13 protein-coding genes are annotated in these 16,286 nt (G+C 40.3%); 10 read left to right on the top strand and 3 right to left on the bottom strand.

The window, feature by feature from the left end; genetic code table 11:
* Positions 1-15 precede the first annotated feature (15 nt).
* From NSQ94_RS13025 to NSQ94_RS13000, 6 genes are all read left to right on the top strand, one after another.
* Positions 16-1,365, top strand: a complete 1,350-nt coding sequence (locus NSQ94_RS13025; protein WP_066249935.1) for a lyase family protein — start codon at positions 16-18, stop codon at positions 1,363-1,365.
* Positions 1,349-2,860: an aldehyde dehydrogenase family protein gene (locus tag NSQ94_RS13020; RefSeq protein WP_082829540.1), complete on the top strand. Its 1,512-nt coding sequence runs from the start codon at positions 1,349-1,351 to the stop codon at positions 2,858-2,860. Before NSQ94_RS13025 ends, NSQ94_RS13020 begins: the two co-directional genes overlap by 17 nt.
* Before the next feature lie 60 nt (positions 2,861-2,920).
* Positions 2,921-4,078, top strand: coding sequence for a Zn-dependent alcohol dehydrogenase (locus NSQ94_RS13015; protein ID WP_066249939.1), 1,158 nt, complete (start codon positions 2,921-2,923; stop codon positions 4,076-4,078).
* Positions 4,079-4,137: 59 nt separating this feature from the next.
* Positions 4,138-5,334, top strand: a complete 1,197-nt coding sequence (locus NSQ94_RS13010; protein WP_066249942.1) for an iron-containing alcohol dehydrogenase — start codon at positions 4,138-4,140, stop codon at positions 5,332-5,334.
* Positions 5,335-5,412: 78 nt separating this feature from the next.
* Positions 5,413-6,975: a BCCT family transporter gene (locus NSQ94_RS13005; RefSeq protein WP_339229298.1), complete on the top strand. Its 1,563-nt coding sequence runs from the start codon at positions 5,413-5,415 to the stop codon at positions 6,973-6,975.
* 1,107 nt (positions 6,976-8,082) lie between these two features.
* Positions 8,083-9,561 (top strand): aldehyde dehydrogenase family protein, encoded by a 1,479-nt coding sequence (locus NSQ94_RS13000; RefSeq protein WP_063386417.1) that lies wholly within the window; start codon positions 8,083-8,085, stop codon positions 9,559-9,561.
* Between the two features lie 630 nt (positions 9,562-10,191).
* Here NSQ94_RS13000 and NSQ94_RS12995 read toward each other — a convergent pair.
* Complete coding sequence (locus NSQ94_RS12995) at positions 10,192-10,470, bottom strand: hypothetical protein (protein ID WP_144597530.1); 279 nt, start codon at positions 10,468-10,470, stop codon at positions 10,192-10,194.
* Between the two features lie 733 nt (positions 10,471-11,203).
* Here NSQ94_RS12995 and NSQ94_RS12990 point away from each other — a divergent pair.
* Positions 11,204-11,719 carry an OsmC family protein gene (locus NSQ94_RS12990; protein ID WP_063386415.1) on the top strand — a complete coding sequence of 172 codons (516 nt, stop codon included), beginning with the start codon at positions 11,204-11,206 and terminating at the stop codon, positions 11,717-11,719.
* Positions 11,720-12,031: 312 nt separating this feature from the next.
* Here NSQ94_RS12990 and NSQ94_RS12985 read toward each other — a convergent pair whose 3' ends face one another.
* Positions 12,032-12,895, bottom strand: coding sequence for an SDR family oxidoreductase (locus NSQ94_RS12985; protein WP_063386414.1), 864 nt, complete (start codon positions 12,893-12,895; stop codon positions 12,032-12,034).
* A 1,280-nt stretch (positions 12,896-14,175) separates the two neighbouring features.
* On the opposite strand from NSQ94_RS12985, the gene NSQ94_RS12980 reads away from it, so the two are divergent.
* Genes NSQ94_RS12980 through NSQ94_RS12970 form a run of 3 tightly spaced genes read left to right on the top strand, consistent with a single transcriptional unit; the run spans position 14,176 to position 15,162 of the window.
* On the top strand, positions 14,176-14,343 hold the full coding sequence (locus NSQ94_RS12980; RefSeq protein WP_235600397.1) for a hypothetical protein: 168 nt from the start codon (positions 14,176-14,178) through the stop codon (positions 14,341-14,343).
* The gene (locus tag NSQ94_RS12975) at positions 14,328-14,789 is read left to right on the top strand and encodes an SRPBCC domain-containing protein (protein ID WP_066249963.1); all 462 of its coding nucleotides are present in this window, start codon (positions 14,328-14,330) and stop codon (positions 14,787-14,789) included. Before NSQ94_RS12980 ends, NSQ94_RS12975 begins: the two co-directional genes overlap by 16 nt.
* Complete coding sequence (locus NSQ94_RS12970; RefSeq protein ID WP_066249966.1) at positions 14,782-15,162, top strand: VOC family protein; 381 nt, start codon at positions 14,782-14,784, stop codon at positions 15,160-15,162. The genes NSQ94_RS12975 and NSQ94_RS12970 overlap by 8 nt, the downstream gene beginning before the upstream one ends.
* Positions 15,163-15,227: 65 nt before the next feature.
* Here the strand turns inward: NSQ94_RS12970 and NSQ94_RS12965 are convergent, their stop codons facing one another.
* Positions 15,228-16,271 (bottom strand): LLM class flavin-dependent oxidoreductase, encoded by a 1,044-nt coding sequence (locus NSQ94_RS12965; RefSeq protein WP_144597521.1) that lies wholly within the window; start codon positions 16,269-16,271, stop codon positions 15,228-15,230.
* Between the last annotated feature and the right edge of the window lie 15 nt (positions 16,272-16,286).

Raw genomic sequence — 16,286 nt, 5'->3', positions numbered from 1 at the left:
CTGGAGCGAGAGAAATTGAAAACAGGAAGGATCGAAGAAGACTTTATCGGCAAAATGGAAATTCCTATCGATGCTCTCTACGGTATTTATACAGCACGAACGGTACGGAACCTTTCATTTTCCGAAAAAAAACTATTTCAATATCCTCGGTATATTCATGCGCTGGCTTATGTGAAAAAAGCAGCAGCATTGGCCAATTTCGAGGCTGGTTTATTACCTATTCAAATAAAAGAAGCAATTGTATGGGCATGTGATGAAATTTTAGATAATCGTTATCATGAATCGTTTGTTATTGATGTGCTTCATGGCGGCGGAGGCATCGGCACAAACATGAATATAAATGAGGTAATCGCCAATCTCGCCAATGAAAAACTAGGTGGAGAGAGAGGAACGTACCATCCTGTTCATCAAAATGAGCATGTCAATCTCTCTCAATCTACTTCCGATGTATGTCATACCGCCAATAGAATTGCCGTTATATTAAGTTTCCAATCTTTGAGACTACAACTAGAAATGTGTATTCAAGTGATGAATGAATTATCAGAAAAGTTTGATCATGTCGAAACGATGTCAAGAACATGCTTACAAGATGCTATGAAAGTGAGGATTGGGGAGTCGTTTCGCAGCTATGCAGCTATGCTTAAGCGGCGACTTCATTTGCTTAGCGTTTCGGTTGATTACCTCCACCAAATTAATTTAGGCGGGACGGTAATTGGCTCAGGAGTTGGGGCTCCTCAGCATTATAGGGAGGTTGTCGTTCAAAAGCTTTGTGAAGTGTCAAACCTTCCTCTGCGGCATCGAGAAAATTTATTTGATGCTGCTCAACATATTGATGATCTCGCAGCTGTTTCGAAAGAATTACACTTACTCGCATCGTGTTTGATAAAGCTAGCCAAAGATTTGCGCCTTCGTTCATCAGGACCTGAGGGGGGATTTGGAGAAATTGTTTTACCGGCTGTGCAAGCGGGCTCCTCCTTTTTCCCGGGAAAGATTAATCCTATTGTCCCTGAAACATTAATTCAGTGTTGTTTTCAAGTACTCGGTTGTGACCGTGTGGTGCAAGCGACTTTAGAACACGGTGAACTAGATTTAAATGTTTTTGAAGGTATAGCATGTATCAATATTTTAGATGCAATGAAGATGCTTGAACGTGCCCTTGCTTCTTTTATCGAAAATTGCTTGTTAGGGATTGAAGTAAATGAGCAAAGATGTAAGCAGTTAGCAAATAGTCTTATTCCTGCTATTGTCGAGCTTAAAGAGAAATTTGGCTATTCAACAGTTTCTAGATGGTTGAAAGAAAAAAGCAGGGAAGAATTGATAAAACTTTTGCAATGTGGAGGGAATGACGATGACAAAAATATTTGAAGGGATAGAACAGCCAAAGCTGGATTGGGCAAAAGAATGGCTCAAAGAAACAAAAAAATTATATATCAACGGCGAGTGGGTCAATAGCGCAAAAGGTGAGGTTATTGAATCTATCAATCCTGCAAACGGAGAAATTCTTGGAAAGTTCCAAAGCGCTGAAAAAGAAGATGTCGATAAGGCAGTTGCAGCGGCCCGTCATGCGTTTGACCATGGAACATGGCAGGAGCTTTCGCGCAAAGAGCGTGCGAAAATACTGCGGCAAATTAGTTCTTTAATCAAAGAGCATCAAGCAGAGCTTGCGACATTAGAAGCGTTGGATAATGGAAAACTGTATACCGAGGCCTATAAAGATGATGTGCAGGAGGCATCGGATATTTTCGAATATTATGCCGGCTGGACTGACAAATATTACGGGGAAAACAACCCTGTTGAAGGAAACTTTTTAAGCTTTACGACGCGTGATCCTGTAGGAGTATGCGGGCAAATTGTGCCATTTAACTTTCCGATAGATATGGCTGCTTGGAAGCTTGCACCTGCACTAGCAATGGGAAATACGGTTGTGTTAAAGCCTTCAAGCCAAACTTCATTTTCTGCGGTTCGCTTGTTTGAACTTATTGATGAAGCAGAGCTTTTACCAAAAGGTGTTATCAATTTAATTTTGGGAAAAGGTTCAATTGGTTCGTATATTAGCCGTCACATGGATGTGGATAAAGTATCGTTTACAGGGAGTACAGTAGTTGGAAAACAGCTTGTTCATGATTCAGCCGATTCAAATTTAAAACTCGTGACACTTGAACTCGGCGGTAAATCACCGAACATCATTTTCAGTGATGCTCCTGATTTGGATGGAGCGATCGAACGTTCATTTTATGCGTTGTTTACGCATAAAGGCGAAAAATGTTCTGCGCCGACGCGCTTATTAGTGGAACGAACAATTTATGAGCAAGTGGTCGAAAAAATTGCTGAGTATGCTAACAGCTATAAATGTGGCGATCCATTTGATCCTGAAAGTGACCAGGGGGCACAAATTTCAAAATCTCATATGGAATCCATTTTAAAATATATCGAGATCGGGAAAAAAGAAGGGGCGCGTCTTGTTGCCGGAGGTCAACGAGATGTATCAGGTGAAAATGGAAAGGGATACTTTGTTCGTCCAACAATCTTCGCTGATGTTAACAACAAAATGACAATTGCTCAAGAAGAAATATTTGGCCCTGTTCTTTGCATTATTCCTTTCGATACAGAAGAAGAAGCCATAGCTATTGCCAATGATACGATTTACGGATTGGCGGCAGGGCTTTGGACGAACGATGTGTCTCGAGCAAACCGTGTGGCACGAAAACTTCAAGCTGGAATGGTTTTTATTAATAAGTATGGCTGCTATGACTTTGCTAGTCCGTTTGGTGGATGGAAGCAAAGCGGCTGGGGAAAAGAATATGCGATTCACTCCCTTCAATCGTATACGAAAATGAAAGCGATTTGGATGGCTTACTAAGGAATCTTAAGCGGAATAGGGAGCAGTTCATTGGAAAATCTAAAGAATTGAGGGAACAAAATGAAAATGAAGGCTGCGGTGATGACCGAGGTAGGAAAACCACTGCAAATTCAAACGGTGGATTTGGCAAGCCCAAAAGCAAATGAGGTACTTGTCAAAATAGAAGCAACAGGTGTTTGTCATAGTGACTTGAATGCCTTGTATGATGATACAACCCCAACTCCTGCTATTCTCGGACACGAAGGAGCAGGTGTCGTAGTAGAAGTAGGGACAAATGTAAAGAACGTTCAAGCAGGGGATAAGGTGGCATTAAGTTGGATGCCTTATTGCGGTACGTGCGAGTTTTGTGTGACAGGTGCTGTCCATTTATGTGAATCAGCATTTGGACCGATGTTTAACGGAACGCTGCTGGATGGAACGTCTCGTTTGAGTAAAGATGGAAATCCTATTTACCATTACTCCTTATTATCGACTTTTGCAGAATATGCTGTCGTTCCTGAAATGTCATGCATCAAGCTTCCAGACAAAATGCCATTTGCCCAAGCTTCTTTAATTGGCTGCGGGGTTGCTACTGGGTATGGAGCTGCGGTTAATGCGGCAAAAGTTACACCTGGTTCTACAGTAGCAGTATTTGGCATAGGTGGGGTTGGTATCAACGCTATACAAGGCGCTCGCATCGCTGGAGCATCAAAAATTATCGCGTGCGACGTAAAAGATGCTAACTTAGAAATTGCGAAAAAGTTTGGTGCCACACATACGGTAAATGTAGGCAAAGAAAATGGGGAAGAAGCATTAAAATCGTTTACCAATGGTTATGGCGTTCATTATGCCATTGATTGTTCAGGACATACATCGGCAACTGAAACAGCATGGAAAGGAACAAGAAAAGGCGGAACGATTGTTGTCGTCGGTGCATTTAATCCAGAGATGACTTTGAATCTGCCGGCCGGAGGATTTCATAGAGCAGGGAAAATATTGAAAGGAAGCTTTTATGGAGATATTCAGCCGTATCGAGATTTTTTAAGAATCTCCGAATTATATCTCGATGGAAAATTTATGTTGGATGAACTCATATTAAAACGAATGACACTCGATCGTATCAATGAGGCACTCGAAAGTTTTCACGATTGTAATTGTATAAATGTAGGACGTTCAGTTATTGAATTTACTTCCACGCCTATACAGCGTGAAGAAACTTCGTTTGAAAGAATTCCATAATAAACTTGGCCGCTCTTGTGGAGTGGTCAAGTTTCAAATAAAAGTGAGGAGGCTGGGAAATGAATCAGCTATTTGAATTTATACCGAAAACGAAAATTGCTTATGGAGTCGAGCGTTATTTACAAATTGGAAAAGACGTTAAAACAATAAGTCAAGATACAAAAGCCGTACTAATCACGGATAAGGGAATCCTCGACAATGGATTGGCAGACCTTGTTGTTTCAGCATTAGAAAGGGAAAAGATTGCTGTAAAAGTATTTAGTGATGTTCAAAGTGATCCAACAGCTGCCTCCATTGATGAAGCAGCCAATATAATACGCCAATTTGGGGCTAAATGTGTTATAGGGCTTGGTGGCGGATCAGCGATGGATGTAGCAAAAATGGCGGCGCTTATTGCTGGCGGCGAGAAAGGGGCGATGCATTATGCATTAATGGCCAATCCGTTTCCTAAAAAACAAGTAAAATCCATTATGATCCCAACGACATCTGGTACAGGTGCGGAAGTAACAAGTACAGTAGTTTTCTCGGATGAGCATAAACGTAAAGTATGGGGATGGGATGAAAAAATGGCCCCTGATTTAGCTATCGTTGATCCGACATTTACAGTTGCCTTGCCAAGATTTTTAACAGCTGCTACAACGTTAGATGCTCTTGTTCATGCGATTGAAGCATGTGCTGGAAAGCGTTCTAATCCTTTTATTGAAGCATTTAGTTTGCAAGCCATTCAACTAATTGGAGAAAATTTTGAAAAGGTGTTGCAAACTCCAGATGATCTGGAGGCTCGAGGGAAATTAGCTTTGGCTGCTACTCTTGCTGGTATGGCGATTGAGCAAGGAGGAACAGGAATCGCCCATTGCATTGGTCATGCACTCGGTACGATTGGACGTATTCATCACGGTCGTGCTGTGGCAATCGCGCTTAATGTGGTGTATTCTTGGAATGTCGAATCAGCTGTCGATATTCACGCTAAAATTGCTCGTTGTCTTGGAGTGGACTGCCAAGGATTATCGAATAAAGAGTTGGCTTTAGCAGGAGCAAAAGAGTTTAGCCGATTAGTGGAAATAAGTGGACTGAAACAATCTCTCGAAGATGAAGGTTTATCTCTTTGCGATGTTGATAGGTTTATAGAAACAATGCTTTCACCAGAAAACGAACCGATGCGGTTGAATAATTGCCGTTTAGCTACAGAAAAAGATTTGCGTCAATTTGCTGAACAGATTTTAAGTGCAAATAAAGAAGTAAGTCATCAAGCATAGAATAACACTTCGAATTGTAAACGTTTACTTTTATGCGGTAGCGAATCGTTTTTACAATTTAATTTTAGGAGGAGTTTTATGAAAAATTTAAGACATTCTGTATTTTGGCCGCCGTTTTTGCTTTTAATTGCAGCTACCATTTTGAGCTTTACGAATAGAGAAGCTTTTATCAAGATGGCTACAGATGCAAATAATTGGGTTATTCAAAATATAGGATGGTTGTTTAGTTTAAGTGGTTTGTTGATGTTAGTTGTTGTGGTCGCTATCTATTTTTCTCCACTTGGAAATGTGAGAATTGGTGGAAAAAATGCAAAGCCATTGTTGAAACTTTCTAGCTGGATTGCGATTACGCTATGTACAACAATTGCTGCGGGTGTCACGTTCTGGGGAATTGTTGAGCCTGTTTATCACATAACGTCACCACCTGAGTCACTCGGAATTAAAGCGAATAGTGATGAAGCTGCGATTTTTGCGATGTCAACGATGTATTTGCATTGGACATTTACACCGTATGCTATTTATTGTGTTCCAGCATTAATGTTTGCTTTTGCGTATTATAATATGAGAAAACCTTTCAGCTTAAGTTCAACATTAACACCTTTGTTTGGGAATAAGGTGCTTGGCGGATGGGGAAATATGATTGATGCCCTATGTCTGTATACATTAGCACTTGGAATGGCAGCGGCAATGGGAACGAGTGTTTTAAATTTAGCCGGGGGACTCAATTATCTTACTGACATAGCAAGTTCACCATCTCTTTGGGCAGTTATCTCACTTGTAGTAATGATTACATTTATTGTTTCCGCATCTACTGGACTTATGAAAGGAATTCGTATTTTATCTGATATCAACATGAAAGTTTATATTGTTATTATTCTCTTTATGTTTGTCACTGGTCCAACTGCTTATATTCTTAATTTAGGAACAGAATCTTTTGGAACGTATTTAGCAAATTTTTTTGATAAAAGCTTATTTACAGGAGCGGCAGCAGGAGATCCTTGGCCGCAATGGTGGACGGTATTTTACTGGGCAAACTGGTTTGCATGGGCTGCAATTACAGCGCTGTTTTTAGGGAGAATTTCATACGGTTATACGGTTAAAGCATTTATTCTTGTGAATTTTGCTCTTCCTGCTTTATTTGGCGGCTTATGGATGACAATTTTTGGAGGAACATCGATTCATAAGCAGATGACAGAAGGCACCCTTGGTAGTATTTTAGCGGATAAAGGTCCTGAATCAGTGTTATACGCTGTTTTGGCTGATGTACCTTTGTCAAGCATTATTATTCCGTTCTATTTATTCATTGTCTTCATTTCTTTTGTAACAGCAGCTGATTCAAATATTTCGGCAATGGGCGGTATTAGCTCTACTGGAATTTCTCCAGAAAGTCCTGAGCCAAGCTTGATGATCAAAGTTATATGGGGGCTTTCAGTCGGTACGATCGGTTGGATCATGATCAGCTTTGCAAAGATTGATGGAATTAAAATGCTATCAAATCTGGGAGGAATACCGGCAATTATACTTGAGCTGCTTGTTGTATTTGCGTTGATTAAAGTGGCGCGTTCTCCGGAAAAATATGATATAACGATGGAAGGTAAAGAATATGAAAACGAACAAAGAAAAGAAAAGTGCTCTAATTGATATACCCGCTTTAAAACAGACGGCATGCCTTATCAAGAAGGATAAATTAAGAAAAAGAATCAGCTATCATTTATCCAATTGTTTTTAAAAATCCTTTGTTTGGTCCATTTTATTGACAAAAGTTGCAATATCATGTCAAAAGGTATAATGGTGAAAGTGTCATTTAATGACAGTAAAAAAGAATGAAAGATTTAAAAATCATATAATGATGAAGCTTTTCCCATGTTGCATTTTTAGAGTTTGTTTATTAACCATACGAAACTATGTTATAGGCATAAGCAGATATGCAAAATAAATACTGAAAAAAATGGGTTTGAGGTTGATAAAAGCACTGATAAGGGGGGGCTAATAAGTCGTTTTTACGGCTTATTGACGCCCCCATTAATGCTTTAGAAACGTTGATATATCGGTGTTTATGATTTTTTGTTTTCAATGGCGATTTGAATTTCTAAGACAGCCCCTAAAAATCATGATGAAGCCATCACTTGAAGTTTCTCCAATTATATATTTCTTCATGTTTTACAAACTTCCTCCATTTTTAATATCCTTTCTTTAAAAAAGCAAAGATAAAACAACAACTCAGCCATTCGGTACAACCCTTATTATAAAATGTGTTAGCCCTTTTTTTGAAACCCCAAACGGCTTCATCCAAATCATGCATTAGAAAGATACAAGGACTTAACCATATGATCGTTTTCAGAGACACGTATTCCTCAACTTTGACTCTAAAAGAAAATGAATGAAAAACAAAAATTTAAAGATAAGATAATAAAATTTTTAAAACAAATATCATGAATTTATATTAAATTTATGGAAAGCGTTTACATTTTATTTTTTTGTTAGGAGGGGAATGTATGCTCTTACGTATGAAATAGAAGAGCCTTTCAAAATTGACACGATCATGATTGATGAACCGAAAGATGAAGAAGTTTAAGTCCATATTAAAGTTTTTGGATTTGTCATATTGGTTTAATCGTTCGCGCTCAATTATTCTATTATACTCCTGGCGTCTTATGCATGAAGGGGATGGAGTTGTTGAGAAATTGCGTTATATTGGGCTTTCTATTCTAACTATTTAAAATGTTTAAAAATAAGGAGGAGTATTCTATGTCTGGAGTAAAAGCGGTTGAAAAATTTTCTCTATGGAATAAAATGCCTATTGGCGGTGTGTGGAAACATGGTTCCAGCAATAGAGAATGTGTTGTGACAAATCCATATAATAACGAAGTGCTTGTCACCTTTAACTATGCAAGTAAAGAAGATATCAATGAAGCGTACGAAACTGCACAAAAAGAGCAAAAGAGCTGGGGACAAACTTCCGCATATGAACGTATTCGTGTTTTAGAAAAAGTTGCACAGCTCATCGAGGAAAAAAGAGAAGAAGTTGTGGAAATTCTCGTGAAAGAATCCGGGAGTACAAAGTTAAAAGCAAATGTTGAGGTGGATTGTGCCATTGCGGATGTGAAAGAAGCAACAAAATATCCGTTACAAATGGAAGGCTCGATTCGTGAATCTCTCATTCCAGGGAAAGAAAACCGTGTTTATCGTGACCCAATTGGAGTAGTAGGAGCGATCACGCCTTGGAACTGGCCATTCTATTTAACCATTCGTGTTGTTGCACCGGCTATTGCAACAGGAAATGGTGTAGTACTAAAACCAGATTCTCAAACACCGATTTCAGGCGGACTCATTATTGCGAAAATTTTTGAAGAAGCCGGGCTTCCGCAAGGGGTGTTAAATGTAACAGTGGCTGATCTTGAAGAAATTGGTGATTATTTTGTTGAGCATCCAATTCCTGAAGTAATTTCTTTCACAGGGTCAACAAAAGCAGGACAGCATGTCGGGGCTTTAGCTGTGAAAAATCTGAAAAAACCTGCACTTGAATTAGGTGGAAATAACGCCTTCATCGTACTTGACGATGCCGATGTTGATCAAGCGGTATCTGCAGCAGCATTTGGAAAATATATGCATTCGGGTCAAATATGTATTGCGATCAATCGGATTATCATCGATCGAAAATTGTATGAACCGTTTGTTGAAAAATTCAAAGAAGCCACTAAGGCCATAAAAGTTGGGGATCCGTCCGAAGACGGCACAGTTATTGGCCCTATTATTAATAAAAAACAAGTGGATCGAGCAATTCAGTTAGTAGAACAAACACTTAAAGAAGGTGCAACATTAATTCATGAAGGAAAAGTGGAAGGAAACTTAATTTATCCATATATTTTAGGCGATGTGACAAATGACATGGCAGCTGCGCAAAATGAAGTGTTTGCCCCAATAGCGGTCATCATTCCTGTTGATAGTGAAGAAGAAGCTATTGAAGTGGCAAATGGAACTCCGTTTGGATTAAGTGGGGCTGTATTCTCTGGCTCATTGGAACGAGGCATTCATGTAGCAAGAAAAATTAAAACAGGTATGATTCACGTAAACGATCAATCGATCAATGTAGAACCGAATGTTCCGTTTGGCGGAGAAAAATATTCGGGTTTAGGACGTTACTGCGGCGAATGGGCTATTGATGAATTTACAACTGTTAAATGGGTTTCTGTTCAAAAACAACCTCGTCAATATCCATTTTCATAATGCTTCTTCATCATGACATATTCTAACAATTATACCCTTTTGTATTATGTGCGAAATATTGCACATGATGCAAAAGGGTTTTCTTTTGACAAGCTTAATTTAGGAATTATTCCATTCATGATCGCAACGCAAATAGTTAAATACTTAATTTCTTAAAAATGACATCACACCCGCCTTCATTAACGATGGTCCAGAATATCAAGTTTAGTTTAATTCTGGAAGACTATTTCGACCAATCCATAGTATTTCTTCACCACTGAATATTCATTTCGCTTTTCCGCAGGCTTCGTAAGATCCATGAACGGCTTTTACGAGTTCGTTTCCACCTTTGATTTTCAGTCTCAGTCAGAGGTGTCTTGAGGAGGTTCTGGATTTGTTTCAATATTAGCTAGCTTATTGCCCATCACAACTGTGCGAAATGCTTTTCCTTTGGTTACATACTACGCAATCATTGTACTAAAATATGTCTTGTCTGTTCGTACACTTCTATAGAAAACAGATTCTTTTTTCGTTCGATAATTGAGTTCTTCCACGGACAACGCTTTGCTTTAAATATTTCCGCCCATTTTCATCAAAAAAATTGCTTCAAATGTTAGCAATGGCTAACCATTGAAGCAGTATTACTAAATTTTATTTAGTTCTTGAAGTAACTCTAAATATTCTTGGAATTCCGGATTGTATAAGTCTGTGTTTTCCACACCCAAAAGGATAACCTGTTTCTTTTACTAAATGCCGGCATACCCCTTGTATGGTAAAGTAACTCACAGTGTTTTTGAATTTTTTCCTATAAACAATGATATTAATTCTTTTTCCTTCTTGGATATCATTCCACATTTTGATGCTTTGATGCTCACTTTCTGGATACAAATCTAAATCATCGGGCGCTTCCTGATTTTCTTGAATTTGCACTAAATGTTCTTTTTTCAGCATCAGAATAGATAGAATTTAGTATGGTTTCATCATCGATGACAAACACTTTCCAAATATTCTTTCTATTTTCAACGCTCGGGTCCAGTTTTAAGAAATCTCTAAGAGGAATTTCTTTGGCTTTATAAGTGGATTGAAGAAATTCCAGAATTCTTCTAAAGAATACTAGGTAGGCAACCCGCTGGCGATAAACTTTTTGTACAGAGTTTGATAGTCATGCTTTTTGTCAATTTCAATCTCCCCTTAACTTGCTTTTTAAATCATCAGCCACTAGAGGTTCTACAGCATATACAGGTGAAACGGCGAAAGAAAAATAGAATTTATTCATTAAATTATAAAGGTAGAATTTTGAGTTAGTAAATGGAAAAAAGTAATTTTTTTCATTAATTTATAATATTTTAAAGCCAATTTTTTTGAAGCAGGGTACGATCACATATAAGTTTATCTAAAAACTTTCCGTGTGAATTAGGTGAATATGCATGATGCAGTTTGGAAGAACACCATCTACCGGTGCTTCTGACATTTTTAAGAATTCAACAAAATGCTCGATTAATTTTTGGAAGGCTTCAGCCCAATACAGTTTATTTTCTTCATCATTGATAAAGACACTTTTGCTGAAGGTAGTTACACATAAATAAATTTGACAAATAATAATAGGATGGTATACTAAATAAAACTAAAATTATATGAATTATATGAATAGGGGAGATTAAGCATGGCAAAAAGCTGCTTTCAAGTGAATATAGGTGCATTTGATCAATTTATTAAAGATGTAAATAATGATCCTGAAAAGGGGAAAGTGACCTTCAAAACGACAACTGAATGGCAAGGAGGAGCAGTTTCTAAAACGACAGCACGAGATTTTGTACTGCATACTGATGAGCCTGCAAGCTTAGGTGGAACAGATTCAGCTGCAGATCCGGTCGAATTGTTGCTTGCTTCGATTGCTACTTGTTTTTCAATAGGTTTTGTCACCCAAGCTGCAAAAAGAGGAATTGATTTTAGTGATGTGATAATCGAAACAGAAGGTGACCTTGACTTAAGAGGGTATTTTGGTTTAGATAAATCAATAAGGCCTGGCTACACAAATATTCGTTATAAGGTAAAAGTAAAATCTGACGCATCGATCGAACAATTAGAAGAACTGCGTCAGCTAGCGCATGAACTGTCTCCAATGATTGAAACGGTTGTGAACGGTGTTGATATAACTGGTTCTGTTGAAAAAATATAAATCAAGCAATAAAATTGTTGTTTTACAGTGTTTTATGCAAAAACTTTTTTACTCGAGCCTAGTCGGAATCATTAAAAATTCCTCTCTATACGTTTTAATCAGCAGACGCGATGATATACTCTCGTTTCGTTTTTAAATCCGCCAACGTGATCAAAAGAAATAAAACAGCCTGAGTCCTTATGTAATTTTAGGTCTCAGGCTGTTAATGTCTGTCTGCGTGACAGGGCTTATTTTCGAACTAAGATAAAGCAAGTCACGAGTTTGCAGTCATTGGATGTTCTGTTTTTTCATTTTATGTCATTTGGTCAATTCTTACATTTTCAGGGCTTGTTTTACGGTTTCCTTCAGAGGGGTCAAGGATCCGATCAGTTTTTGCAGATCATCTGATGTTTTGGACGCTTCTCCTTTGGAAATCGCGTCATAGATCGCTGCCGTAATTTCAGCAAACGGCTCAGGGACACCAGCGTTTACGAGGAAATTTTTCTCTTCTTCGAATGAGACAGGCTGATGCACGACTTTTTTGCCGGAAACCTCGGAGAGAATTTGGGCAAGTTCATCAAAGGTCCAAGGTTGATTGGAAACAAGGTTATACGTTTTGTTTTCATGCCCTTCCTCTGTAAGAACCGTTGCGGCAGCCAAAGCAAGTTCATTGCGTGTTACTGAATTAACGATCCCGCTTCCCGCATTCGTAACAATTGCTCCAGACTCTATGGATGCGCGCAGCCCCTCATTTACAAAAAAGTCCGTATATAAGGCATTACGCAGGAAAGTATACGGGATATTGGTCGTACGGATGGCATATTCCGTTGCTAAATGAACGTGTGCAAGGGGAATTATTGACTCCTCAGCAAAGGCATATCCTGTGTAAGCAATATGTTTGACTCCAGCATCTCTGGCAGCTTTTACGACATTTGCATGTTGAACGATACGAAGCGTATTATCAGAATCCGGACCTGAGATAAAGAGCAGCTTGGAGACACCTGCAAAAGCCTTTTGAAGAGATTCCGGTTGATTATAGTCGCCATGGCGAACTTCCACGCCTTGATCGGCAAGAGTGGAGGCTTTTTCAACATTACGCACGATGGCAATGATTTGACTGGCGGGAACTTTTTTGAGCAAATGTTGAATCACAAGCCCACCGAGTTGACCAGTAGCACCTGTAACCGCAATTGACATAAACATTTCTCCTTTTTTTCTAAAGATTTTTTAATAAATAACATCATCTAGGTGGCGGAAGCCAAAAATAAACGAAGGCGGCCGCAATTAAAGACTGGATTGAGGAATGACTGTTTATTATGTATTTCGGCCATTCTTGCCCACCATTATAATTGCATCAGAAATGTAAATCAAATCTTATGCCTGTGCTGCTAAACAAGGTGAACGCGTCCTATCATTTTGTCGCGCCTATCATAGATAAGGCCGTGCAATCAAAATTTTTACAAGTCAACTCCTCTTTTTAGCTTTTTAATAGTTTGCCGCTGTTGTTCAACTCATGAAAAAGTTATTTTCTCTTTCCCTAAACTAGATAAACCTATGATGCTTCGTGTGTTTTTTATATATGATAGAGATTTTTTGTCCTCTTAAACAGTTTTTGTTACATTCACATAAGGACAGGGGATCTGGGGTAAGTTCTTAAATTGAGGAAAAAATACTCCAAAACAACGGTTTAATATTCTGAATCTTCTGTTAAAATGTAGGTGAGCAATTCATAAAATTTTTTGAAGGAGAGGGCTCAACATCAGATTGCCGATCCATATTGAAATCGGTGGAGGTATTGAAACGGGGAGCTTTACTGAAAATATAGCTGAAAGCGACAAATCGATGGAAGTCTTTCAAAATCGTAAGTTATAGATCTTCTAGATAAATCTGATCCGGTTTTACGAAGTTTACAGGGGAGCCGATTGCCACTTGCCCTTTTTGTGGTGAGTTACATGTCTATTTCGATAATCCTGATTCGGTTTATTTTACGAAGTTAGTTGGAGTGAGGATTTCCATTGGTTCTCAATGTCGTATGCTATAAGTCTATTTCGATGATTCTGATTTGTTTTTACGAAGTTTGCAGGGGCAAGGATTTCTATCGGTTCTCTTTGTCATGAGTTATAAGTCTATCTCGATAATCCTGATTCTGTATATTTTGTGAAGTTTGAAGGGGCTACGATTCCTACTTGGACTCTTTGTCCCTTGAGGTTGGTGATGGCAGAAATGCAGAGCATCCGTTCGTTCATTTTGTCTGATGGAAAGAAAAAGGTTTGATCATTTAATAGAGTGATTATCCTCAAATAATGACGAAAAAGCTGGCTGCATCCAATACAAATGAACGGCCTCATCCAACTGACTTATTTGCATAGTTGCGAAGTACAACCTGTCGTGCAGTATCCATGCCGCTCAGGATGCCGTCAAAAAGATTTTGATCCTATCGTGTTTCTTTTTTCACTGAAAAGAGGGGAGGAATGAAAATGCCAGGGGCCGTTTTTCGACAGGCTGTTCAGGATGCGACGGGAATTACCTGGGAAGAATGGGTTGCCACCTTGAAACAGGCTGTGGATCCTTCTTGGTCTCACGAACATATGAAGGAGCACATATGCGAACAATTTCAGGTGTCGGATGAATGGGGGAATGGCTGACCGTCAAGTATGGACAGCTGCTCGGCAGGATTCCTGTTGGTGTCACCAAAGATGCGGGCGTTCAAATCGGCGTCCGAAAAACGATAAAGGTGGAGAAGGAAAAGGTTTGGGACTATTTGACTTCGCCGCATGGCTTGCTCTTATGGATCGGGGACGTCTCCGAGTTTCGACTGCAAAAGGGTTACGAATTTAAATCTAAGGAAGGTATCTGCGGGAAACTTACGGTAGTTTTGCCATTTCGAAAGCTCCGCATGAAATGGAAACTTCCGGAATGGGAAAAGCCTTCCCGGCTTCAATTGTATTTGCTGCCCACGGATTCGGGCAAAACGACGATCGCCATCCATCAGGAAATGCTGGATGATGTCTATGTAAGAGAATTGATGAGACGCTTCTGGGCAGACAAGCTGGAGCAAATTAAAAATTATTTGGAGGGGCGCAATGAATAGATACAGTCATATCGATTTAAGAGTAAATTCATGGGAGAAAGTGCGCACGTTTTATGAGAATCTTCTTCCTGCATTGGGTTTTACCCGCACTTTCCATTCGGAAAAATGGAAAGTGTTTGCAGCGGAGGGAGAGCTTCCGAGCGTTCCTTATTTCGCTATCACGGAAGATCCCAATCATAAGCCAAACGAGAATTTGATCGGGTTTTGGGCGCATGACCGGGAGGAGGTGGACCGGATTGCAGAGCTTGTAGTTCGATATGGGGGCACCATCGACAGCGGCCCCTGGCAGTTCCCGATCAGCCCGACTTATTATGCGGTTTATTTTCAGGATCCTTGCGGAAACAAGTATGAAATGGTCCACCGATTAAATTGATTCAGCACCCGTTGTTGCCCAGCCGAAACCTTTTCTTGCTGCTAGCTTCTTTTAGTGGATATCGGTTACGGTTTCCGATTTGTGCGGGCAATTTCCCGCTTGACGGCCGGTGCCACTTTAGTACCCAGCAGTTCGATGGCACGCAACACTTTTTTGTGCGGCAGCGTGCCGACGGTCAATTGCAGAAGGAAGCGATCGTGGCCGAAAATTTCATGCTGGAACAAGATTTTTTCGATCACTTGCTCAGGGCTGCCGACAAAATTGGCGCCCCGTAAGGAAAGAGAGAATTCGAACTGCTCCCGGGTCAATGGCGGCCAACCGCGTTCCCGTCCCAGCCGATCCATCATCGTTTTAAACGCTGGAAATGCAATGTCAGCTGCTTCCTGCGACGAATCGGCGAGAAAACCATGTGAATTGATACTGAGGTGTGGCGTTTCGTGCCCCGCCTTTTGCGCTGCCTCCCGGTGTAATTGAGCAAAGGGCGCGAACCGTTCGGGCAGACCACCGATGATGCCCAGTGCCATCGGAAGACCGAGCATGCCTGCACGGACGGCCGACTCCGGGGTTCCTCCAACGGCTATCCAAACCGGAAGCGGATTTTGCAGGGGCCGCGGATAGATCCCTAGATTGTCCAGCGACGGACGATGCTTTCCCGCCCATGTGACCCGTTCGGATTCTCGCAGCTTGAGCAGCAGATCAAGCTTTTCTTCAAAAAGCTCGTCATAATCTTTCAGGTCGTAGCCAAAAAGGGGAAAGGATTCGATAAACGAACCGCGGCCGACCATGATTTCAGCGCGGCCTTGAGTGAGCAGGTCCAAGGTGGCAAATTGTTGAAACACCCTCACCGGATCGTCAGAGCTTAAGACGTTTACTGCACTGGTCAACCGAATGCGTTTGGTGCGGGTCCCGGCAGCGGCCAGCACTACCGCTGGAGCCGATACGGTGTAGTCGGGACGATGATGTTCGCCAATGCCGAACACATCCAGTCCGACTTGATCGGCTAGTTCAATTTCCTCCATCAAGTTTTGCAGCCGTTCCCCCGGGCTGATCAATTGACCGGTTTCCGGATCAACCGTCCGTTCTCCAAATGTGTAAATGCCGATTTCCATCCGTTGGCCCCTCCT

Source organism: Aeribacillus sp. FSL K6-2833 (assembly GCF_037965815.1).
GTDB classification, from domain to species: domain Bacteria; phylum Bacillota; class Bacilli; order Bacillales; family Aeribacillaceae; genus Aeribacillus; species Aeribacillus composti.
The sequence above is the reverse complement of the archived record's forward strand: the minus strand, read 5'-3'. Positions and strand labels throughout refer to the sequence as shown.

Bases quoted from the DNA above. Each gene is read 5' to 3' on its own strand.
- NSQ94_RS13010 (WP_066249942.1), top strand. From the start codon at position 4,138: ATGAATCAGCTATTTGAATTTATACCGAAAACGAAAATTGCTTATGGA.
- NSQ94_RS12970 (WP_066249966.1), top strand. From the start codon at position 14,782: ATGAATAGATACAGTCATATCGATTTAAGAGTAAATTCATGGGAGAAA.
- NSQ94_RS12980 (WP_235600397.1), top strand. From the start codon at position 14,176: ATGCCAGGGGCCGTTTTTCGACAGGCTGTTCAGGATGCGACGGGAATT.
- NSQ94_RS13000 (WP_063386417.1), top strand. From the start codon at position 8,083: ATGTCTGGAGTAAAAGCGGTTGAAAAATTTTCTCTATGGAATAAAATG.
- NSQ94_RS12985 (WP_063386414.1), bottom strand. From the start codon at position 12,895: ATGTCAATTGCGGTTACAGGTGCTACTGGTCAACTCGGTGGGCTTGTG.
- NSQ94_RS12975 (WP_066249963.1), top strand. From the start codon at position 14,328: ATGGGGGAATGGCTGACCGTCAAGTATGGACAGCTGCTCGGCAGGATT.
- NSQ94_RS13020 (WP_082829540.1), top strand. From the start codon at position 1,349: ATGACAAAAATATTTGAAGGGATAGAACAGCCAAAGCTGGATTGGGCA.
- NSQ94_RS12965 (WP_144597521.1), bottom strand. From the start codon at position 16,271: ATGGAAATCGGCATTTACACATTTGGAGAACGGACGGTTGATCCGGAA.
- NSQ94_RS13005 (WP_339229298.1), top strand. From the start codon at position 5,413: ATGAAAAATTTAAGACATTCTGTATTTTGGCCGCCGTTTTTGCTTTTA.
- NSQ94_RS12990 (WP_063386415.1), top strand. From the start codon at position 11,204: ATGGCAAAAAGCTGCTTTCAAGTGAATATAGGTGCATTTGATCAATTT.
- NSQ94_RS13015 (WP_066249939.1), top strand. From the start codon at position 2,921: ATGAAAATGAAGGCTGCGGTGATGACCGAGGTAGGAAAACCACTGCAA.